We start from the raw sequence: 20,925 nt of genomic DNA, 5'->3' as shown, positions 1-20,925 counted from the left end.
CCTGCATGAAATGAAAAAAATTGATTTAAATCAATTGATTGGAGCGTCAACCTCATGTAGCCGAAATGTCCTGCCCGGAAAGCACCGCCAGACGGCTTATGTGCATAAGTATTTGGCGTGGGCATAAGTCACGTATCGTCATACTCCACGTCACTTGCCTGTCATGGCCTGATGGGAAACTTCTCTGCGTACTCCACCGACACCCTCCCCGTCGGACCGGAGTATTGAGAAACCGTACCTCTCAATCCTCCCCAAAAAACGGTTCTAACGGCGCGGATTCCTTCCGCGCCGTTGTTTTTTCTGCCGATCCCGTCGCTTTGGCTATTGCCGCTATTGACATGTGTGTATATACACATTAGATTGCGCGACATGAACTCATCCAGCCGCGCCAACATGTGCAATTGCTTCGCCTCCCGGCAGGCAGCGCGCTATCTGACGCGCCTGTACGAGCGGCATCTGGCGCCGGTGGAGTTGACCAGCACGCAATTCACCATCCTGCTGCTGCTGGATGAGGAGCCGGGGATTCCCATGCGCGAACTGTCCGAAGCGATGGTGATGGATCGCACCAGTCTGGTGCGCGCGCTCAAGCCAATGCAACGCGACGGCTTGATCGAGATCGCCGCCAGTGCGACGGACGCCCGTCAGAACGTGATGTCGCTCACCGCGGCCGGTCGCCAGCGGCTCGAGCAGGCGCTGCCGCTGTGGCAACAGGCGCAACACGAATTCGAGGGCGAGTTCGGCCACGAGCCCGCCGAGGAAACCCGCAAGCTGCTTTTGAAAATCGGCCAATCCGGCTGAGGCATTTTTTTGCGCACATATGTGCATACACACACTTAGGAGAACACCATGAGCACCACCACCAACCATCCAGGTACCGCACTCATCACCGGCGCATCGTCAGGTATCGGTGCGGTCTACGCTGACCGGCTCGCCCGTCGCGGATACGACCTGATCCTGGTCGCCCGCAACCAGGACCGCCTGCAACAACTCGCTACCCGGCTGCAAGCGCAGACCGGCCGCAGCGTGAAAACGGTGGCCGCCGATCTCACTGCTGCAGGCGACATGGCCAAGGTCGAAGCCTTGCTGCGCGACGACACGTCGATTTCGATGCTGGTCAACAATGCCGGCGTCGGCGCGACGGCACCGTTGCTGCAGGCGGACATCGGCAAGATGGAAGAGATGTTGAACCTCAACGTGAATGTGCTGACGCGATTGACCTATGCCGCCGCTCCGGCTTTCGTGGCGCGCAAGCAGGGCGCCATCATCAATATCGCCTCGATCGTTGCGGTAGCACCGGAGTTGCTCAATGGCGTGTACGGAGCCAGCAAGGCGTATGTGCTTGCCTTCAGCCAGTCGCTCAAGCATGAGCTGGGTGACAAGGGAGTGCGTGTACAAGCCGTGCTGCCTGGCGCCACCGCGACGGAATTCTGGGGCATCGCCGGCATGCCGGTCGAGCATTTGCCCAGCGCCATCGTGATGTCGGCCGAAGATATGGTCGATGCTGCACTGGCCGGTTTTGACCAGGGCGAGTTCGCCACGATTCCGTCGTTGCCGCAGGCAGCCGACTGGCAGACGTTCGAAGGCGCGCGCCTGGCGCTTGGCCCGAACCTGTCGCACACCAAGCCGGCGCAGCGCTACGGTGTGAACTGAGTTGCAGTTTGCGATAAGCGCCTCGTCACATCGCCCCGGTATGTCGCCGGGGCGATGTGAGTAAGGTGGTCTGAATTTTCGAAAGTTTTAAATGCCGCACATTCACTGGCGTGGCCTGAAAACCTGGTGCTAGAGTTTTCCTCCGCATCCTTAGATTCGGGTGCACCAGGGGGCGCCATGTTCAAGGCCGGAGGCAGCAGCGGCGGCAGTGGAAGCGGAAGCGGCGGTGGTGGCGGCAGCGATAGAAAGCGCCCCGGCGGCCCTTTGCCGAAGACCGCCACGGATCCGAACAAGAAGCCAAGGGATAGGGCTGCGATCAGTCCAGGCTCATCGCTGCATCATCCGTCGTCAGCCACTTCGTCATCGACACACGGCACGGCCACGCCTTTGTTCCATTCACCGCACGTCGCGATTGCCACGCCGATCACGATATTGGGACATCCGGCAAGTAGTGGTGGCGGATCATCGAGTCTGACGTCATCGAGTGCTTTCTCGGTGCCGTCAACGCATGCATCGCCGGGCGGCATGGGAAGCGCAAGCACGCTATCTCCGACACTCGCCACATCAGGCAGCGGGTCCTCGGGATCGACCAGTTCGCACACGAGCGCATTTTCCAGCTTGCCATCGACGTCGCCGCTGTCGCCCCCGGTAAGCACGCATGCGGCGCCGAGTGGTACCGGCACAAGCATGCCGTCGGCATCGGCATCGGCATCGGCTCCTGGTCGGCGAATGTCCAGCCGAGTGAGCGCGATGGCCAGGGCTAAAGGCGCGGAACTCAGTAAAGAGGCTGCCGCTCTTGGTCTTACCTCAACCGGAACAGCCAAGGATGTCACAACGCATTTCTTGAAGCCGCTTACCGCGGGCGGCGATGGACGCCTTTACACGGGGCCCGAAGCACGTAGAGACATCAATGCCGATATCAAGTCGACACGGAAAACATTCGCCGACCTCAAATCGTCAAATATCCCGGCAGAAGCGCAGGTCCTGCGCACCCAGGCGCAGAAGCTCGGCGTTTCGATGCACAGGTTTTCCACGCGTTCGGCGGCAGATAGTTTCACCAGCGGCGAAGATCACACCTATACCGAGAACACCGGGGCTTCGCACGCAGGCACGCGCACGGCAAGCGACACGCCGCGACCGCAGAGTCCGAAGCCGGAAAGCACCGGCACGGCATTGAAGCCGGAAATCCGCAGCGAGAACGCACACCAGAATCCCTTTCAGTTCACCGGCCAGCCCGGCAACACGGTCAATGTGCCGACGCAAGCCAATCAGGTGGCCGATACGAACATGGAGCGTTTCGTCGCCAAGCGGCCAGGCGGATTCATCTATCGCCACGACACGCCAACCCACTCGACGCTGTGGGCTGCTCGCCCGACCAAGGACGGCACCGGCTGGAAAACGCAGAACGTGACTTATCAACGGCGTCTGGATTCAGCAGCTTCATCGTCTTCGGCCACCAGTTCCTCTTCCTCGGCGGCGTCGAGCACATCCACCACGTCCACTACTACGACATCTACTATGCCCCCAGGGACGCATCCCCCGCCAGGAAAGGGCGGAAAGTAAAGCGCCGCCAGGCGCGGCACCTGTGCCGTTCAAGGTGCGAAAGTCGCATGGAAAGTCGGTGCGACTTCCTCGTGGTAGTGAATGCCGTTGGCGGGATCGACCAGCAGGGTTTGCGTCATGATGCCCGGCCGATTTTTGTCGTGCCAGGTGGCCAACGCGGAATTGCGGTTGCCGTGCAGGTCGATCACCTTGTGCCAGGTATCGCCGCCCTCGGGAGGCGTTGGGAAACGCTTAGGCGGGAGGATGATGGCGTCGCCTGGGGCCACCCATAGATCGGCGAGTGCGATCTCGTTTGCATAGGGACGCCAACGCGCGACGCTGATCACCAGCGGCACGTCATCCATCGAGAAGAACACATGTGGAAAGTCGTGATATTCCAGATCGGTGGGATTGAAGGTGATCAGCTGCCGGGTATGCGGCAACGAGCGGTAGGGCGACCAATGCCCGGCCCATTTGCCGTATTGGTAGGTGGCGCAAACAAGCGGCCCGCAACCGGGCGGAATCAGCGCTTCATCGTCCATGTGTACGCATTCGCCGGGCCTGAGCAAGTTCATGCCGAACGCACGCACACTATCGCGTGTCGCTGCCAGCGGTGCGTAACGGACCTCCTTCGCGCCGAAGTCGAACTCGGTGATCTCATAACCGGCCGGAACGCGCTCAGGCCACGCGCGTATGTCCGCGTACTTCTGTCCCAGGTCGAGCGTGGCATCTTCTGGCAAGACTTCGATCAGGTTGCCCCGGCGTTCTTCATCGAAAGCGGCTCGCCCATGGTGGTTGCGTAGATAAGGCGTTTTCTTGAAGTCGATAACGTCGGTCTTGCTCAGCTCTCTGATGAAGAGCACATCGTCAAATACGTCGTTTGTATCCATCGCATCCCCCCGGTTGCAGAACATACGCAAGCTTGGCTTATAACACGCGAACGAGTGATGCTTCAGATGAGGCCTCGCTCCGCCATCGACACGGGATCGCCCGCGCCGATCACCAGGTGATCGAGTACACGTACGCCAACGACATCGAGTACGTCGCGTAACTGCTGAGTGATCGCGCGATCAGCGGCGCTGGGTTCGGCGACCCCGGAGGGGTGGTTGTGCGCCAGGATTACCGCGCAGGCATTGTGTTCCAGGCAGGCGCGGACTACTTCGCGCGGATGCACGCTGGCGCTGTTTACCGTACCGCGAAACAGTTCTTCGAAGGCGATGACGCGATGATGGTTGTCGAGGTAGAGGCATGCGAAGACTTCATGCGGGAGATGACGCAGGCGTGCGCTCAGATACTCGCCGCTGTCGCGTGGGTTACTCAGCTTGGGCAGTGCCATCAGTTGTTCGCCCATGGCGCGGCGAGCGAGTTCGAAGGCGGCCAGTAGTCGCGCGCGCTTGGCTGGGCCGATGCCCGAAACCTTCGATAGCGATGTTCCATCCGACAGTAAGCGATGCAGGCCGCCACTGGTGGTGATCAGTTCTCGGCCCAGGCTGATAGCGTCCTTGCCGCGAGAGCCATGACCGATCAGGGTGGCGATCAGCTCGGCGTCGGAAAGCGCGGACGGACCGCGTTGCAATAGCCTTTCTCGCGGTCGTTCCAATGTGGGCCAGTCACGGATGCTCATGGGGAGAGCTTGCCGTGACCGATGCCGGTACATCAGCGGGGATGATCGTTGAAGCACTCGGGCGTTCGCCGGGAATGCGTCTAGTCATTTGCCTGGTGTGATCGTCAGTGTCGATGACGTCGACCATGTGAATACGGCGGATGGGTCAGGCTTTCGCCGACTCTCAGGATGGCCGACAAGACTATGAAATTCTCGCGTCGCATGGCCTTGATCGCTTTCATCGTGGCGCTTCTGGTGATTCTGGCGTTAGGTTTCTATCGCGCCGTGATGCATGAAGAGGCGCGGCCAGCGACGGCACCTGCAGGATCGGCATCGGCGCAACAGCCGAACTAGTCAGTCACCCGGCTGTGTTCTGCGAAGCGAATTGCGTCGACAACCAATCGATAAATACGCGTACACGCGGCGACAACTGACGGCTATGTGGATAGAGCACATAGACGGGGGATGGCGAGGGTGGAAAGTCGCGCAGGATTTCGACCAGCTCGCCACGTGCGAGCGCGTCGCCAAGTCGATATCGTGGTACCTGGATCAGGCCCAGCCCGAGTTTGGCGATGGCGACATTGGTCTCGGCGCCGGTGACGGAGACGGTGGCGGGCAGGGTGATTTCGCGTAGCTGTCCATTGACAGTGAATTCGAGCGCCAACAGACCGCCGGTGGCCGAGGACGCGAAGGCGACCATGCGGTGTCCATCGAGCTCATCCGGGGTTCGGGGCGTACCGTAGCGTTGCAGGTAGGCAGGACTGGCGAAGGTGCCTTCCTCCAGTGTGGCGATGTGCCTGCCCACCATGCTGCTATCCGGCGGCTTGCCTACACGCAGGACACAATCCACACCTTCGCGCACCAGATCGACGAAGCGATCGCCTTCGCCAATGTGTAGTTGGATATCCGGATAGCGATCCAGAAAGTCGGGCAAACCGGGCAATACGAAGTGCCGTGCCAGCGTGCCATGCAGGTCCACGCGCAGCATGCCGCTGGGTTTGGCGCCGCTGAATGCTGCTTCGGCTTCCTCGATGTCCGCCAGGATGGCAAGACAGCGGCGGTAGTAGGCCTCGCCGTCCAGCGTCGGGCTTACCTGGCGCGTTGTGCGCTGAAGCAGGCGCACGCCCAACCGCGCCTCCATCTGCTTGACCCCTTCGGTGACGGTCGAGCGGGGCAGGTCCAGATCCTGCGCCGCGAGGGTGAAGCTGCGGCGCTCGACGATCCGGGCAAACAGGCGCATGGCGTCGAATCGGTCCACGATATTGTTCCCATTATCCGAATAATGTTGTCGGATTAAACCCGATTATCCCCAGCCAAGAAAAGTCCAAAGTACGCCTCACCGACACATCGGTCGGATCTTTCCCTCCCGAGGAGTACGTCATGAGCAAGCAGAACAACCAGGTCGCCATCGTTACCGGCGCCTCGCGCGGTATCGGCGCCGCCATCGCCGAACGGCTGGCCAAGGACGGTTTTACCGTCGTCGTCAATTACGCCGGCAACGCCGAACCGGCCGAAGCGGTGGCCCGCAAGATCGAAGCCGCCGGCGGGCGGGCTCTGACGGCTCAGGCTGACGTGAGCGATCCGGCCGCGGTGAAGCGCATGTTCGATGCCGCGGAAACGGCCTTTGGCGGCGTCGATGTGCTGGTCAACAACGCCGGCGTGATGGGTCTGGCCACGCTGGCCGATTCCAGCGACGAGCTGTTCGACCGCCTGATCAACGTCAACCTGAAAGGCAGCTTCAACACCATGCGCGAGGCCGCAAAGCGCCTGCGTAACGGCGGCCGGGTGATCAATTTTTCCACCAGCGTCGTCGGTGTCTATCAGCCTACCTACGGCATCTACGCCGCCACCAAGGGCGCTGTGGAAGCGATGACCCGGGTGATGGCGCGTGAAATGCGCGGTCGCCAGATCAGCGTGAACGCAGTGGCGCCCGGCCCGACGGCAACCGATCTGTTCCTGGACGGCAAGTCGGACGAGTTGGTGCAGCAGCTGGCCAAGCTCAACCCGCTCGAGCGCCTGGGTTCACCGGAAGACATCGCCAAGACCGTGTCCTTCCTGGCCGGCCCCGAGGGCGGCTGGATCAACGGCCAGGTACTGCGCGCCAACGGCGGCATGGTCTGAACCTTCTTTTGTCTGCGACATGGCGCATTGGCGCCGCTCATCCCCGCTACAACTAATTTGCTTTGGAGAACCCATCATGAAATACGTGATCATCGTTACCGGCGCATCGAGTGGTTTTGGCTTGATGACTGCCAAGGCGCTGGCGCATGCCGGTCATACCGTCTATGCAAGCATGCGTGACGTCGCGGGAAAGAATGCGGCCCAGGTCGCCAGCATCGCCGACTATGCCAAGGCGAACGGCGTCGATCTGCGCACCGTCGAACTGGATGTGCAGTCCGAGTCATCGGCCGCCGCCGCGATCGCTGCCGTCGTGCAAGCCCATGGCCATTTGGACGTCGTGGTGCACAACGCCGGACACATGTCGTATGGCCCGGCTGAGGCCTTTACGCCGGAGCAATTCGCGCAGCTCTACGACATCAACGTGCTGGGCACGCAGCGCGTCAATCGTGCCGCCCTTCCGCAGCTGCGCAAGCAGGGCCGTGGCTTGCTGGTGTGGGTGTCCTCCAGCAGCTCGCGTGGCGGTACACCGCCGTACCTCGCGCCTTATTTCGCCGCCAAGGCAGGCATGGACGCGTTGGCGGTGAGCTACGCCGGTGAGCTGGCGCGCTGGGGCATCGAGACGTCGATCGTGGTGCCGGGCGCGTTCACCAAGGGCACCAATCACTTCGCCCATTCGGGTAGCCCGGCCGACAAGCAACGCGCCGAGGAATATGCCAATGGCCCGACCGCGGATTTCTCCGAAGTGGCCTTCAAGGGCCTGGCCGATCTGGAACCAGCCGATGCTGACCCGCAGGCTGTCGCCGATGCCATCGTCGAGGTAGTGGACAAGCCGTTCGGCAAGCGCCCCTTCCGTGTGCATATCGATCCGTCCGAGGATGGTGCGGAGATCGTCAATGGCGTGGCCGACCGCGTGCGTGCCGAACTGCTGCGCCGGATCGGACTGGAAGACATCCTCAAGCCGCGCGTGATCGGTTAAGCGATCACGGCATCCAGGTGGCCGATCAGCCCGAGCGCGTCAGCTCGGGCTGATCGGCTGTGCGGCGCGGATGAACCATCACTCCTGATTCGCCGCCGATGAAACCACGCGTGTACCGTTGCCCAGTTCGATGGCGTAGCTCAACGCCAGCCGCGCGAACTTGGCCGTGTGTGTAGCGTTGCCACCACTCTTTTCGAGCGTGTCGTTGGCCGTATGTATGGACGGGTTGGCCTGATCGAAGCGTGCCTCGAATGGGAGCGAAGCCGCGTAGCCGTACCTGTTCCAGCTTGCATGATCGGAACATCCATAGCCGCAACGCGACGTGCCGATCTGGAGATCGGGCTGATACGTGGTGATCAACCGACGCAGGAAATCATTCTGCATGCGGTCGGTGTAGTCCTCGTAGATGTAGATATCGCCCGAAGAACCCTTGTAGTTGGTCATGTCCAACTGCAGCGCGCCGAGAACATCGATGCCGTCGTTGCGGTAGCGTTGGGCGATCTCGCCCGAACCCACCAGGCCGACCTCCTCGGCGGCATAAGCCATGAATTGCAGGGTGCGCTTGGGCCGGTAGTTGTTCTGCAGCAGTACGCGGACAACCTCGGAAAGGCTGGCAATACCCGACGCATTGTCATCGGCACCGGGTGCTTTCAGCGCGTTCGATGTGCTATCGAGATGGCCGCCCAGCACAATGACCTCATCCGGTTTTTCGCTGCCCGTCATGGTGAGCACTACGGATTTCTGCGGCGTTCTGGCATGCGTGACCTGAGCCACCTTCACGTCGGCGCGGTTGCCGGCCCAGGACTGCCATAAGTCCCGGATGGCCAGGGAAGCCTGCGCGCCGGTCTCGGACCCGTGTCGACGGTCCTGGTACCGGCTTAGTTGCTCGATGACCTGGATCAGGCGGGTTTCGTCGATCTGCCCGATCAATCCGCGCACGGTTTCGTGCTGGTTGATGTCGTAGCCGGGCCGGCGCTGGACCGCCTGAACGGACAAGGCGTCCTCGAGCGAGGAGTGCACGATGAACCCCGCGCCATGCCGGGACTCGCTACGAAATTGTTCGGCGAGGGTATCGAGTTGATCGTGTTCGACCAGGAGCGCGAGCGAATCATGCGGGCTGCCCTTTTGCACGGACAAGCGTTGCCCGAAGCGCAGGTCTTCGGTGAGGCTGGCATCTTGCGCGAGCGAGATCCAGACCAGTTCGGGTGGCTCGGCGGCGTGGACTGTCGTCACGAGGCAAAGCAGGGCGGCTGCCAGGGCAGCTTTCTTCTTGGACATGGCTGACTTCCTTGTCTTGGGTTACGACGGTGACCGGGGCGGAATGAGGCTGGCAAAAGGTAGGTGCGAAAACCCGGCTGGGCTCGTTCAAAGCATGCCTGGCGTGGATCGCCCCCGAGAGAGGCGGCCGAAGGCGAATCCTGTAAGCTATTACTGTTTTAAATCATCGGTCTGTAGCTATGAGTCTTGCCCAACGTCGCATCCTGTTAGCCGTCACCGGAGGCATCGCTGCCTACAAGGCGTGTGAACTGGTGCGGCGCTTGCGCGACCTGGATGCCCATGTGCGGGTGGTGATGACCGAGGGCGCTACGCATTTCGTCACCGCGACCACGTTCCAGGCACTGTCCGGCGAGCCGGTACGCATCAGCTTGTGGGACGAGCATGGCGAAGCGGCCATGGGGCACATCGAGCTGGCGAAATGGGCCGAGCGCATTCTGATTGCGCCGGCGTCGGCCGACACCATCGCGCGCCTGGCCCAGGGTTTCGCCAATGACCTGCTCAGCACCGTCTGCCTGGCCAGTGCCGCGCCGGTTTATGTGGCGCCGGCGATGAATCAGCAGATGTGGGCGCATCCGGCAGTACAGGCGAACATGGAGACCTTGCGTCGGCGCGGCGTCATCCAGCTCGGCCCCGATTCTGGCGACCAGGCCTGCGGCGATATCGGCTCGGGGCGCATGCTCGAAGCGCTGGAACTGCGCGAGGCGATGGTGGCGTCCTTTGTCGACGAGCGCCTGCGTGGCCTGAAAGTCGTCGTCACCGCCGGCCCGACCTATGAAGATATCGACCCGGTGCGTTTTATCGGCAACCGCAGCTCCGGCAAGATGGGCTTTGCCGTGGCCGAGGCGGCCGCTTATGCCGGCGCCGAGGTCACCTTGATCGCCGGTCCCGTCGGCCTGGCCACACCGCCGCGCGTGGCGCGGCGCATCGACGTGCGCAGTGCCGCGCAGATGCACGATGCAGTGCTCGAAGCCACGGCACAGGCCGACATCTATATCGGCGCTGCCGCGGTGGGCGACTACCGCCCGGCCACGGTTGCCGGGCAGAAGCTGAAAAAGCACGACGGCAAAGGCCTGACGCTGGAACTCAGCGAAAACCCAGACATTCTGGCCGACCTTTCCCAGCGCACGCCCAAACCGTTCCTGCTTGGCTTTGCCGCCGAGACGCACGACGTTGCGGTGTACGCGCAGGACAAGCTGAAGCGCAAGGGTCTGGACATGATCGCCGCCAATCAGGTGGGTGGCGGCCTTGGCTTCGAAGCGGAAGACAATGCCTTGAGCCTGTTCTGGCCTGGCGGTGAAGAGGCCTTGCCGCGCGCATCCAAGCGCATGTTGGCGCAGCAGTTGATCGTGAAGCTTGCCGAGCGGTATCGCGCGCAGCGCGGGTGATCTGCCGGATCTCGAAAAATCACCTGAGCTTGTAGGAGCGACTTCAGTCGCGACCGTGCAGCGCGAGGTACGGCCGCTGGCAACTGAAGGGAGCCTCGAAAAGCCTCGGTTTTGATGATCGTCATCCCGGCGCAGGCCGGGATGACGAGTAGGAGGGGTCATTCGAGGTTTCCTGAAGTCGCTCCTACAAGCTAGTCGGGTTTGGTCAGAGAAAGCCCACGCAAACGTGCCAACCACACCGCATGCTGCAAAGCCGCATTATCCCAGGCTGCCCCACTTCTGCATCAAGCACTGTGGCGATACAGAGACACTACGCCTCCAACGCAACCAACCGCAGCCGAGCCAAACCCGGCTAGGTCAATGATTGACCGACAGTTTCACCCGTGACGCGAGAAGTGGCACAGCCCCTGCTATCTCCCTGATGCAACCGATGTTGCACCGGCACGCGCCGTGCGTCGCCGATGGCACGTAAGCCTTCAGCATCCGGGGAGAGTCCATCCATGTTCAAACCATCCGTACGTTTCTGGCGACCCGCAGCACACGTTGCCTGTCTGGCTCTGCTGCTGCCGGGTATTGCCGCAGCCAACGAGCAGTTGGACAAGCTGTCGCAAGATCACAACCAGTGGGTCATCCCGGCGGGCAATTACGCTGGGCATCGCTACAGCGGCCTGAATCAGATCACGCCCGACAACGTAAAGAATCTGCATGTCGCCTGGACCATGTCCACCGGCTCGCTGCGCGGCCACGAAGGCCAGCCGCTGGTGGTCGGCGACACGATGTTTTTCGAAAGCTCGTTTCCCAATTACGTGTATGCGGTGTCGCTCAAGGAGCCAGGCCGCATTCTGTGGAAGTTCGCGCCGCAGCAGGACAAGTTCGCGCCCTCCGTGGCGTGCTGCGATGTCGTCAATCGCGGCGTGGCCTATAGCAATGGCGTCATCTACGCCAATGCACTCGACGGTTTTCTCTATGCACTGAACGCCAAGGACGGCAGCGTGAAGTGGAAGGTCCAGAACGCCGATCCCAAGCTGGGCCAGACGCAGACGATGGCGCCGCTGGTGATCAAGAACGTGGTCATTACCGGCGTATCGGGCGCGGAATACGGCGTCCATGGTTATGTCACCGCGAACGATGCGGCGACCGGCAAGCAGGTCTGGCGTGCGTTCAGCACCGGACCCGACGACCAGCTGTTGTTCGATCCGAACAAGACCATCGACGGAGCCACCGGCAAACCGGTCGGCAAGGATTCCAGCCTGTCGTCGTGGCAAGGCGAACAATGGAAACTCGGCGGTGGCACTACCTGGGGCTGGTACACCTACGATCCGAAGTTGAACCTGCTCTATTACGGCACCGGCAACCCCGGCACCTGGAACCCGACGCAACGACCGGGCGACAACAAATACTCGATGTCGATCATCGCGCGGAATCCGGAAACGGGTAAGGCGGCGTGGGTGTTCCAGATGACGCCGCACGATGGCTGGGACTACGACGGCGTCAACGAAAATATTCTCACCGATAGTACGGTCGACGGGAAAAGCATTCCGACGCTGACGCATTTCGATCGCAACGGCTTTGCTTACGTGCTGGACCGTCGTACCGGAAAACTGGTGTCGGCCAAGAAGTTCGACGCGGTGGTGAACTGGGCCGATCACATCGACATGGCCACCGGCAAACCTGTGCTCAACCCGGCGATGATGACCAAGGAAGGCGAAAACGTAAAAGGCATCTGCCCGTCGTCGCAAGGTAGCAAGGACCAACAGCCAGCTGCCTACGATCCGAACACCAAGCTGTTCTATGTGCCGACCAATCACGTGTGCATGGATTACCAGGCATTCAACGTGAAGTACAAAGCCGGTTTCCCGTATGTCGGTGCGCTGGTGAATATGTATCCGGCCAATCACGGCGACGTCGGCGGGCGCTTTATCGCCTTCGACCCGGTCAGCGGTCAGACCAAGTGGGCTATCGACGATCGCTTCCAGGACTGGGGCGGTGCGCTGACCACCGGTGGCGGGCTGGTGTTCTACGGCACGTTGACGGGTGAATTCCGCGCCGTCGATATCAAGAGCGGCAAGGTGTTGTGGAAGTTCAAGGCACCGTCGGGAATCATCGGCAACCCGATCACCTATACGTACGAAGGTAAGCAGTACGTGGCGATTCTCAGCGGCGTCGGCGGCTGGGCGGCGATCGGTCTGGCTGAAAACCTCACCAAGGCGACCGAAGGTCTGGGCGCAGTGGGTGCGACCGCAAGCCTGAGCGACTACACCAACCTCGGCGGCACCTTGCTGGTGTTCGCACTCGACTGATCGAACGGACGTCCGCGGCGCATTGATGGCGCCGCGGATGCGTTCTGGCGTCTTCATCGCATAGGACCTCATGCCATGAGCAAGCTGTACACGTTGACCGCGACTTGTCTGTTGATCGCTCTCGCTGGCGCCTTGCCCGCCCATGCGGCGGGCACGCTGAAAGTCTGCGCGGATCCCGACTACCTGCCGTACTCCAACCGCGCCGGCCAGGGTTTCGAAAACGCGGTCGCCGAAACGGTCGCCAAGGCCATGGGCGCGAAGCTCGAATATGTCTGGGCCGACATGCGCGGGCACGGCGGCTTTCCCGAGTATCTCTCGCGCAATCTCGATAGCGGCAAATGCGACGTGGTGATGAGCATGCCTTACGGCAACGACGAGGAGCTGACCACCGATCCGTACTACGTGTCGTCCTATGTCTTCGTGTTCAAGAAGGACAAGGGCTACACCATAGAGAACATGAATTCGCCCGACCTGCGCAAGCTCAAGCTGGGCTTCGAAGGCGACACGCCGGTAGAGGCGGGCCTGCAGCTGCGCGGCCTGGTGACGTCGGCCAGGTCGTTCGATATCAGCGGGTCCTCCGGCGAGTCGCCGCGCAGCACGCTCGATGCGGTACAGACCGGACAGATCGACGTGATGATCACCTGGCAACCGGCCGTCGGTGCATTTCTACACGACTATCCCGAGCTGACCACGGTGGCCTTGCCCAATACGCGCGCCACGGGCTCGCCTGAAATGTATTCCTTCCCGATGTCGATGGCGGTGCGCAAAGGCGACGACGCGTTGCGCAACAAGCTCAATAACGTCATCAAGCAACAGAAGTCCGCCTTGACCGGCGTGCTGCACCAGCATGGCGTGCAGCTGTTCGGCGATGGCGATAGCGCATCGGCCAGTCAGATGGCCAATCTGTAAGGAGGCGTCATGCGTAGAAACGTATCGGAGCAGGTTTTGACGGGTTTGTGGCGGGTCGCGATGTCGGCGTCGCTATGTTTCATCACGATGCCGCTATGGGCCGCCATCGCTCCGGATACGAGCAAGGGCGCAACCGTAGTCAAAGGCAGCGATTGCCTGTCCTGCCACGCGATAGATCACAAAGTGGTGGGTCCGGCGTACCAGGACATTGCGAAGAAATACGCCTCACAGCAACCGCAGATCGTTGCCACCTTGATGAAGAAGGTAAAGGAAGGCGGCAGCGGCGTATGGGGTCAGATACCGATGACGCCGCATCCGCAGTTGAGCGATGCCGATCTGCATGCCGCGGTGGACTATGTGTTGTCGCAGACCGGTGGTGGTGCGCCAGCGAAGAGTACAGCGGCGGCCGGTGCAACCCACACCTACAAGACCGCCGGCGGCCAGTCGGTCACGACCGACTTTCAGGTCTATCTCAACGACAAGCCGCCCAAGGTTACCGACGATGTTTTCAAGGGCTACGAAAACTACAACTCGTACTGCTTCCGCTGCCACGGTGGCGATGCGGTCGGCGGCGATCTCGCACCGGACCTGCGCAACTCGCTGAAGATGGGTATGACCTGGGACACCTTTCTCAGCACGGCGATGGCCGGTCGGCCCGAGAAAGGCATGCCTTCCTGGGCGGGCTTTTTCGAAGAGAACGATTTGCGCGCCATCTACGACTACGTCAAGGCGCGTCAGCTGGATCTGGTGCAACCCGGGCGCCCGCCATCGAGCCAGGACTGATCACGAGGACATGTCATGAAGTCACGCGCAGCCGTCGCTTTTGCAGCGGGCAAACCTTTATCGATCGAAGAAGTGGATGTGGCCGGCCCGAAGGCCGGCGAAGTACTGGTGCGCATCGTCGCCACCGGCGTCTGCCACACCGATGCCTTTACCTTGTCCGGGGCCGACCCGGAGGGGGAGTTTCCGGTGATCCTGGGACACGAGGGCGGTGGTGTAGTGGAAGAAGTCGGCCCGGGCGTGACCACGCTCAAACCCGGCGACCACGTGATTCCGCTCTACACGCCCGAATGCGGCGAGTGCGAGTACTGCCTTTCGAAGAAAACCAATCTCTGCGTAAAGATTCGCGCCACGCAGGGCAAGGGCCTGATGCCCGATGGCACCTCGCGCTTCTCGTTGAACGGCAAGCCGCTGCTGCACTACATGGGCTGCAGCACCTTCAGCAACTACACCGTGCTGCCGGAAATCGCGCTGGCGAAGATCAACAAGGCCGCACCGCTGGAGAAGGTATGCCTGCTCGGCTGCGGCATCACCACGGGCATCGGTGCCGTGCTCAATACGGCAAAGGTGGAGCCGGGTTCGTCCGTGGCGGTATTTGGCCTGGGCGGCATCGGCCTTTCCGTGGTGCAGGGTGCGGTCATGGCCAAGGCCGGGCGCATCGTGGTGATCGACACCAACCCGGACAAGTTCGAGATGGCCAAGCAGATGGGCGCCACCGACTGCATCAATCCGAAGGCCTATCCGGATACCCCGATCCAGCAGGTCATCGTCGAACTGACCGGTGGCGTGGATTACTCATTCGAGTGCATCGGCAATGTCAACGTGATGCGTGCGGCCCTCGAATGCTGTCATCGCGGTTGGGGCGAGTCGATCATCATCGGCGTGGCCGGCGCCGGGCAGGAGATCAGCACGCGACCGTTCCAGCTGGTGACCGGGCGGGTGTGGCGTGGCACGGCATTTGGTGGCGTGAAAGGCCGCAGCCAGCTGCCGGGTTATGTCGACCGTTACATGTCCGGCGAGATCAAGATCGATCCCTTCATTACGTACACCCTCGGATTGGACGAGATCAATCATGCCTTCGACCTGATGCACGAAGGCAAGAGCATTCGTTCGGTCATCGTCTATTGAATCTCCACCGTATGCTGAGGAGCACATCATGACTGTTGCCATTCACCCATCGGTCGACAAAGGCGTCAAGCCGGGCGCCGAGAACTTCTCCGGCGGCACGCTGGTTTGTCATTGCAAGGACAAGCCGGTCAAGGTCAGCGTCGGCACGCAGTCGGCGCACAACCATGTATGCGGCTGCACGAAATGCTGGAAGCCGGATGGCTCGCTGTTCGCGATGATCGCGGTGGTGCCGCGCGAACAGGTCGAGGTGACCCAGAACGCGGACAAGCTGAAGATTGTCGACGAGAAAGCGGCGATCCAGCGGCATGCCTGCACGGGTTGCGGCGTGCACATGTATGGACGCATCGAGAACAAGGGCCATCCGTTCTATGGGCTGGATTTCATCCACACCGAGCTTTCGTCCGAAACCGGCTGGTCGGCGCCGGGATTCGCTGCGTTCGTGTCGTCGATCATCGAATCGGGTGCCGATCCGAATAACCAGGATGCCGTGCGCGCGCGTTTGAACGAACTGGGCCTGCCGCCGTACGACTGTCTGTCGCCGCCATTGATGGACTTCATGGCAACCAAGATCGCTCAGGCATCGGGTGTGCTGAAGGCTTGAACCTTGGGTGGCGTTGGGGTGGCTCCGATCGCAGCTGAACGCGATCGGAGCCGTTTGCGCGATGAAGTGGAGGGCATATGGCGGGATGGCGCATTCGAGGCGGTGGTGCGCCATGGGCGATCCTGCTGTTCGCGTGCCATTTGCATGCTGCCGATGCACCATCGATTGTTACCAATCTTGCGCCGATCATTGTTGTGCCGACACCGTTACCGGGCATGGGCATTGATGCGGCCAGCTTGCCATACGCCGTGCAGAGCCTTCGCTATGATGTGCAGCGCGATGTCGCCGGTGCCAATCTCGTCGGCGTCATGAACAATCGCCTGACCGGCGTGAACATCAATGACGTTCAGGGCAGCCCGTTCCAGGTCGACGTGACCTTTCATGGCTTTCGCGCCTCGCCGACACTGGGCGCCGCCCAAGGCATTTCGGTGTACCTCGATGGCGTGCGTGTCAATGAGCCCTTCGGCGATATTGTCAGCTGGGACATGATTCCGGAATTTGCGCTGGAGTCGATCACCTTGCTGCCTGGCGCCAACCCGGTGTTCGGTCCCAATACACTCGGTGGCGCGCTGGTGCTGACGACCAAGTCGGGACTGACATCGCCGGGTTTCGATGCGGATGTTTCCTATGGTAGCTACGCGCGCCGCCGGACCGACCTGTCGTATGGCATCAGCAATGCACAGGGCTGGCATCTCTTCGTTGCCGGGACATACTTCGACGAGAACGGCTGGCGCCGCGATTCGCCGGGCATCATGCGCAATGGCTTCTTGAAGTTCGGTCGACATACAGCAGCTGACGATTGGGACATCGAAGTGATGCATGGCAGCAGCCGGCTGGTCGGCAACGGCCTGCTGCCCGGCACGCGTTACGATGATGACGCCCAGGTATTCGAGCCCGGCTTGTACCAACAGGACCGTCGTGCGATCTATACCGCACCCGATGTAACACACACGCAAACCACCCAGCTGACGACGCACTACACGCATCGCTTTGATGCGGACACGCAGCTGACTGCCTTGCTCTATACGAGACATACGCGGCGCGACACGGTTAACGGCGACATCAACGACGACTACGATGATTTCATCGACGCCTGCGGCGCCGGCTACGGTGCCGATGGCGAGCCGCTGGAAGGCGATTGCGATGTCTCCCGTGCCCAGGCCGATGCGCTGGCTACCGGTGTGCTCAACAGTACCTATACACGCCAGCAAGGGCAGGGCGGTGGCCTGAGCTTCAGCACGCATGCGGGCGACCATCAACTCGCGTTCGGCGCTACGTTCGATCGCAGCAGCGTGCGCTATGCGCAATACACGCAGGATGCCACGCTGGATGAGGGCAGTCGCGACACGATCGTCGATCCGGCCGCGCCGGTGGAATTCTTCTCCGGTGTCAACGGCACCAGCCGCTCCTGGGGTGTATACGCTACCGATACCTGGGCGGTGACCGACACCACGCATGTGACCGGCTCCTTGCGCTGGAACGATCTGCGTTTGTTGAGCGTGCTGTCCAGTGCGGACGACGGCGTACAGCCCGGTCAGCACAATACCTATCGCAAGCTCAATCCGTCGCTGGGCGTGACCCAGGCGTTGGGGTCGTGGGTGATGTTCGCCAACGCGTCGCAAAGCAACCGCGCGCCGTCGGTGATCGAACTGGGCTGTGCCGATCCGACCGAGCCCTGTCGCCTGCCCACGGGGCTGCAGGCCGATCCGCCGCTGCGTCAGGTCGTATCGCGTGCGTGGCAGCTGGGTGCGCGCTGGAAGAACGAAGGCGGTCTCAACGCAAGCGCTTCATTGTTCCGCACCGACAACCGCGACGATATCTTGTTTCTGCGCGCACCCAATACGCAGCAGGGCTACTTCGCCAACGTCGGGCGTACGCGCTATCAGGGGGCGGACCTGGACGTCGGCGGCCAGCAAGGCGCGTGGTCCTGGCACCTGGGCTACAACCTGCTGCTGGCTACGTATCAATCGTATGGCCAATTGCTTGCCGGCGAACGCACGATCGACACGCGGCCGGGAACCCGTATCGCGGGCCTGCCGCGACACAGTGCAAAATTCACCGTGGACTGGAATGCCACTTCGCGCCTGACGCTGGGCGCGGATCTGTTGGCTTTCTCCGGCAGCGTCAGCAATGGCAACGAAGACGGGCGCATCAGCGACGATGATCCCGATGTGCGCGCCAACTGGGGTACCCGTGGCTACGCGCTGGTCAATCTGCGTGCGGTCTTTGCATGGAACGATGCCTTGCAGTTCTACGCGCGCGTGGACAATGCCTTCGACCGTCGTTATGAGACCTATGGTGCGATTGCCGACGATGCGTTGCCGGACGGCCACCTGATCCGGCCGCAGGTGGCGCCGGGGGAGGAGATGTCGACCTTGTTCGTGGCGCCCGGTGCGCCGCGGTTGTTTACGGTGGGGGTGCGCTTGCATTTCTAAGAAGCGTTGTGCGTGCAGCCTCACCAAATGTTGAAGCTCCGCCTCCTACTCGTCATCCCGGCGTAGGCCGGGATCCAGTGACTTCGGTTTCCAGTTTTCGCGGTAGAGCAAATGCTTGATGACTCTCGCGACAACCCACCGCAAAGCCACTGGGTCCCGGCCTACGCCGGGATGACGAGTAGGGGGTTGTGAGGAGCTCTCCAATGTCGCTGCAACTCAATCCGGCAACACAATCCCATGCTTGTGCAGCTTGCGATACAACGTATTGCGACTGATCCCCAATGCGCTGGCAGTACGACTGATATTCCAATGCATCTGTTCGAGCTCACGCAACAAGGCCTCGCGTTCGGCGGTACGCAACGGCGCATCGCCATTGCCCGCGACGGATGCGTTGGCGGGTTCGGCAGCACTGTAACCGGTGATTTCCTGCGGCAGGTTGCATGGCCGAATCACGCTATCGGAACAAAGCGCCGCGGCCGTGCGAAGCGTATTGCGTAACTGGCGGATATTGCCCGGCCACGCATAATTGAGCAGCAGACGCAGCGCATCGTCGCACAGCCTTGGCCGCGCCAGCCCTTGCGATTCCTCCGCCAGCAGCGTGTCTATCAGATCCAGTTTATCCGTGCGCTCCCGCAGCGCCGGCAATTGCAGCGTGATGCCATTGAGCCGGTAATACAGGTCTTCGCGAAATTCGCCCGCCTGCACCATCTTTTGCAGATCCTGATGGGTGGCGCTGATGACGTGCAGATCGACCGGAATTGCGCGCTCGCCACCCAGAGGCATGACTTCATGCTCCTCCAGCACGCGCAGCAATCGTGTCTGCAGGCGCAACGGCATATCGCCAATCTCATCGAGAAACAGCGTCCCGCCACTGGACTGGCGGATCTTGCCCAGATGGCCATCGCGCGAGGCATCGGTAAATGCGCCCCGGGTGTAGCCGAACAGCTCGCTTTCGATCAGCGGCTCGGGAATGGCGGCGCAGTTGACCGCGATAAACGGCTTGTCCGCCCAGCTGCTGGCCAGGTGCAGCGCCTTGGCAAAGGCTTCCTTGCCGGTACCGGTTGCGCCCTGCAGCAAGAGCGGTACGCGGCGGCCGAACAACTGGCGGCCGCAATTCATATTGTGCTGCATGCGCGTATCGCCGCCGACGTGCTGGCGTGTCGGTGTCGGACTGGCCACGGGCGCCGATAGCGTTACGCCGTTAGTGATCACCGAAGGGGGCCGCACCATCGCGAAGAAGCGGCGGCCGTAGGCGGCGTCGCGCACCGGCCACAGCGTCGCTGCGTCGGCGAAGGCACGCTTTTCCAGAGTGTTGAAATCGAATGGGAAGATTCGCTCCAGCGACTGTCCGACCAGTTTGTCGCGCGACATGCCGAGCTGGGTCAGCGCACTTTCGTTGACCGCCCGCACGACGCCGCTGCTGTCCACGGCCAGCAGGGCTTCGTGCAACAGGCCGACGAACTCGGGTCGGCTGTGAAAACGCAGGATCCATTTGTCACGGCATTCGGCGAGGAAATGGCAGCGTGAAATAAGGTTGGCCGACATGGCGACCAGGGCCATCGTATGGCGCTGGATCAGACGGGTGTCGGCGGCATTGACGGTAGACGCGTCCAGCACGCCCAGCACTTCGCCCTGCGTATCGAGCACTGGCGCGCCGGAGCACGACAGATCCATGTTGAAGTGGCGAAAGTGCTCTTCGCGATAGACGGTGACCGGACCGCCTTCGGCGATGCACGTGCCCAGACCGTTGGTGCCTTCGTAACGCTCGCTCCATACAGCACCGACGCGCAAGCCCGCGCCGCGAAATTCGCGCTTGAGCGACGGATCGGTGATGGCGCCCAGAATGGCCGCTTCGGCATCACACAGAATGACCGCATAACCCGAGCCGGCAATCTGTTCGTAAAGATTCTCCATCTCCGCCCGCGCCACATTCAGCAGCTCGCCAAAACGCTGTTGACGTTCGCTGATCGAGGCGGCATCGAGCACGGGCGTGTCGCGTGCCGCGTCGGCGTCTATGCCGTATTCCTCGATGCAGCGCAGCCAGGACTTGGCGACGTGTGGTGCGACATTTACGTCGCCCAGCCGCTCACGCAGCATGCTGTCGATGCGGGTCGAAGAGGTGTTGGACAACACACTGCGCATACGTTGCTCCATGGATGCGAAGGTGATCCACGGCATCGAAGCGTCTTGAAGTCAGGATGCAGGCGGTGCAGCTGT

19 protein-coding genes are annotated in these 20,925 nt (G+C 61.6%); 13 read left to right on the top strand and 6 right to left on the bottom strand.

What is annotated here, in order from left to right; all coding sequences use genetic code 11:
- Positions 1-369: 369 nt before the first annotated feature.
- Together ACZ6WW_RS10110 and ACZ6WW_RS10105 are read left to right on the top strand one after the other, a co-directional pair.
- Entirely contained in the window at positions 370-798 is a 429-nt protein-coding gene (locus ACZ6WW_RS10110; protein WP_465274083.1) for a MarR family winged helix-turn-helix transcriptional regulator, read from the top strand.
- Between the two features lie 48 nt (positions 799-846).
- The gene (locus tag ACZ6WW_RS10105; RefSeq protein WP_465274082.1) at positions 847-1,650 is read left to right on the top strand and encodes an SDR family NAD(P)-dependent oxidoreductase; all 804 of its coding nucleotides are present in this window, start codon (positions 847-849) and stop codon (positions 1,648-1,650) included.
- Between the two features lie 338 nt (positions 1,651-1,988).
- Here the strand turns inward: ACZ6WW_RS10105 and ACZ6WW_RS10100 are convergent, their stop codons facing one another.
- Positions 1,989-2,483, bottom strand: coding sequence for a hypothetical protein (locus tag ACZ6WW_RS10100; protein ID WP_465274081.1), 495 nt, complete (start codon positions 2,481-2,483; stop codon positions 1,989-1,991).
- Positions 2,484-2,493: 10 nt separating this feature from the next.
- Here ACZ6WW_RS10100 and ACZ6WW_RS10095 point away from each other — a divergent pair, with 10 nt between their 5' ends.
- Positions 2,494-3,213, top strand: a complete 720-nt coding sequence (locus ACZ6WW_RS10095) for a hypothetical protein (protein WP_465274080.1) — start codon at positions 2,494-2,496, stop codon at positions 3,211-3,213.
- Between the two features lie 29 nt (positions 3,214-3,242).
- Here the strand turns inward: ACZ6WW_RS10095 and ACZ6WW_RS10090 are convergent, their stop codons facing one another.
- Together ACZ6WW_RS10090 and radC are read right to left on the bottom strand one after the other, a co-directional pair.
- A complete protein-coding gene (locus ACZ6WW_RS10090; RefSeq protein WP_465274079.1) occupies positions 3,243-4,082 on the bottom strand; it encodes a hypothetical protein in 840 nt (279 codons plus the stop codon).
- Between the two features lie 62 nt (positions 4,083-4,144).
- The gene (radC, locus tag ACZ6WW_RS10085; protein WP_465274078.1) at positions 4,145-4,816 is read right to left on the bottom strand and encodes a RadC family protein; all 672 of its coding nucleotides are present in this window, start codon (positions 4,814-4,816) and stop codon (positions 4,145-4,147) included.
- A gap of 183 nt (positions 4,817-4,999) precedes the next feature.
- On the opposite strand from radC, the gene ACZ6WW_RS10080 reads away from it, so the two are divergent.
- Positions 5,000-5,149 (top strand): hypothetical protein, encoded by a 150-nt coding sequence (locus ACZ6WW_RS10080; protein ID WP_465274077.1) that lies wholly within the window; start codon positions 5,000-5,002, stop codon positions 5,147-5,149.
- A gap of 4 nt (positions 5,150-5,153) precedes the next feature.
- Here the strand turns inward: ACZ6WW_RS10080 and ACZ6WW_RS10075 are convergent, their stop codons facing one another.
- A complete protein-coding gene (locus ACZ6WW_RS10075) occupies positions 5,154-6,053 on the bottom strand; it encodes a LysR family transcriptional regulator (RefSeq protein ID WP_465274076.1) in 900 nt (299 codons plus the stop codon).
- Between the two features lie 122 nt (positions 6,054-6,175).
- On the opposite strand from ACZ6WW_RS10075, the gene ACZ6WW_RS10070 reads away from it, so the two are divergent.
- Together ACZ6WW_RS10070 and ACZ6WW_RS10065 are read left to right on the top strand one after the other, a co-directional pair.
- On the top strand, positions 6,176-6,916 hold the full coding sequence (locus ACZ6WW_RS10070; protein WP_465274075.1) for an SDR family oxidoreductase: 741 nt from the start codon (positions 6,176-6,178) through the stop codon (positions 6,914-6,916).
- A 76-nt stretch (positions 6,917-6,992) separates the two neighbouring features.
- The gene (locus tag ACZ6WW_RS10065; protein ID WP_465274074.1) at positions 6,993-7,892 is read left to right on the top strand and encodes an SDR family oxidoreductase; all 900 of its coding nucleotides are present in this window, start codon (positions 6,993-6,995) and stop codon (positions 7,890-7,892) included.
- Positions 7,893-7,970: 78 nt separating this feature from the next.
- Here the strand turns inward: ACZ6WW_RS10065 and ACZ6WW_RS10060 are convergent, their stop codons facing one another.
- Entirely contained in the window at positions 7,971-9,170 is a 1,200-nt protein-coding gene (locus tag ACZ6WW_RS10060) for a M20/M25/M40 family metallo-hydrolase (protein WP_465274073.1), read from the bottom strand.
- A gap of 179 nt (positions 9,171-9,349) precedes the next feature.
- Here ACZ6WW_RS10060 and coaBC point away from each other — a divergent pair, with 179 nt between their 5' ends.
- From coaBC to ACZ6WW_RS10025, 7 genes are all read left to right on the top strand, one after another.
- The gene (gene coaBC / locus ACZ6WW_RS10055; RefSeq protein ID WP_465274072.1) at positions 9,350-10,555 is read left to right on the top strand and encodes a bifunctional phosphopantothenoylcysteine decarboxylase/phosphopantothenate--cysteine ligase CoaBC; all 1,206 of its coding nucleotides are present in this window, start codon (positions 9,350-9,352) and stop codon (positions 10,553-10,555) included.
- A gap of 500 nt (positions 10,556-11,055) precedes the next feature.
- Complete coding sequence (locus ACZ6WW_RS10050) at positions 11,056-12,855, top strand: methanol/ethanol family PQQ-dependent dehydrogenase (RefSeq protein WP_465274071.1); 1,800 nt, start codon at positions 11,056-11,058, stop codon at positions 12,853-12,855.
- 75 nt (positions 12,856-12,930) lie between these two features.
- A complete protein-coding gene (locus ACZ6WW_RS10045; RefSeq protein WP_465274070.1) occupies positions 12,931-13,764 on the top strand; it encodes a transporter substrate-binding domain-containing protein in 834 nt (277 codons plus the stop codon).
- 9 nt (positions 13,765-13,773) lie between these two features.
- Positions 13,774-14,547: a c-type cytochrome gene (locus tag ACZ6WW_RS10040; RefSeq protein WP_465274069.1), complete on the top strand. Its 774-nt coding sequence runs from the start codon at positions 13,774-13,776 to the stop codon at positions 14,545-14,547.
- Positions 14,548-14,562: 15 nt separating this feature from the next.
- Positions 14,563-15,672 (top strand): S-(hydroxymethyl)glutathione dehydrogenase/class III alcohol dehydrogenase, encoded by a 1,110-nt coding sequence (locus tag ACZ6WW_RS10035; protein ID WP_465274068.1) that lies wholly within the window; start codon positions 14,563-14,565, stop codon positions 15,670-15,672.
- Between the two features lie 25 nt (positions 15,673-15,697).
- A complete protein-coding gene (gene gfa, locus ACZ6WW_RS10030; protein WP_465274494.1) occupies positions 15,698-16,273 on the top strand; it encodes an S-(hydroxymethyl)glutathione synthase in 576 nt (191 codons plus the stop codon).
- A 77-nt stretch (positions 16,274-16,350) separates the two neighbouring features.
- A complete protein-coding gene (locus ACZ6WW_RS10025; RefSeq protein WP_465274067.1) occupies positions 16,351-18,708 on the top strand; it encodes a TonB-dependent receptor in 2,358 nt (785 codons plus the stop codon).
- A 216-nt stretch (positions 18,709-18,924) separates the two neighbouring features.
- Here the strand turns inward: ACZ6WW_RS10025 and ACZ6WW_RS10020 are convergent, their stop codons facing one another.
- Positions 18,925-20,886: a sigma-54-dependent Fis family transcriptional regulator gene (locus tag ACZ6WW_RS10020; RefSeq protein ID WP_465274066.1), complete on the bottom strand. Its 1,962-nt coding sequence runs from the start codon at positions 20,884-20,886 to the stop codon at positions 18,925-18,927.
- Between the last annotated feature and the right edge of the window lie 39 nt (positions 20,887-20,925).

The organism is Dyella sp. NPDC103356, from assembly GCF_055584465.1.
Note: the sequence above shows the minus strand (reverse complement) of the source record. Positions and strands in the feature narration are given on the sequence as shown.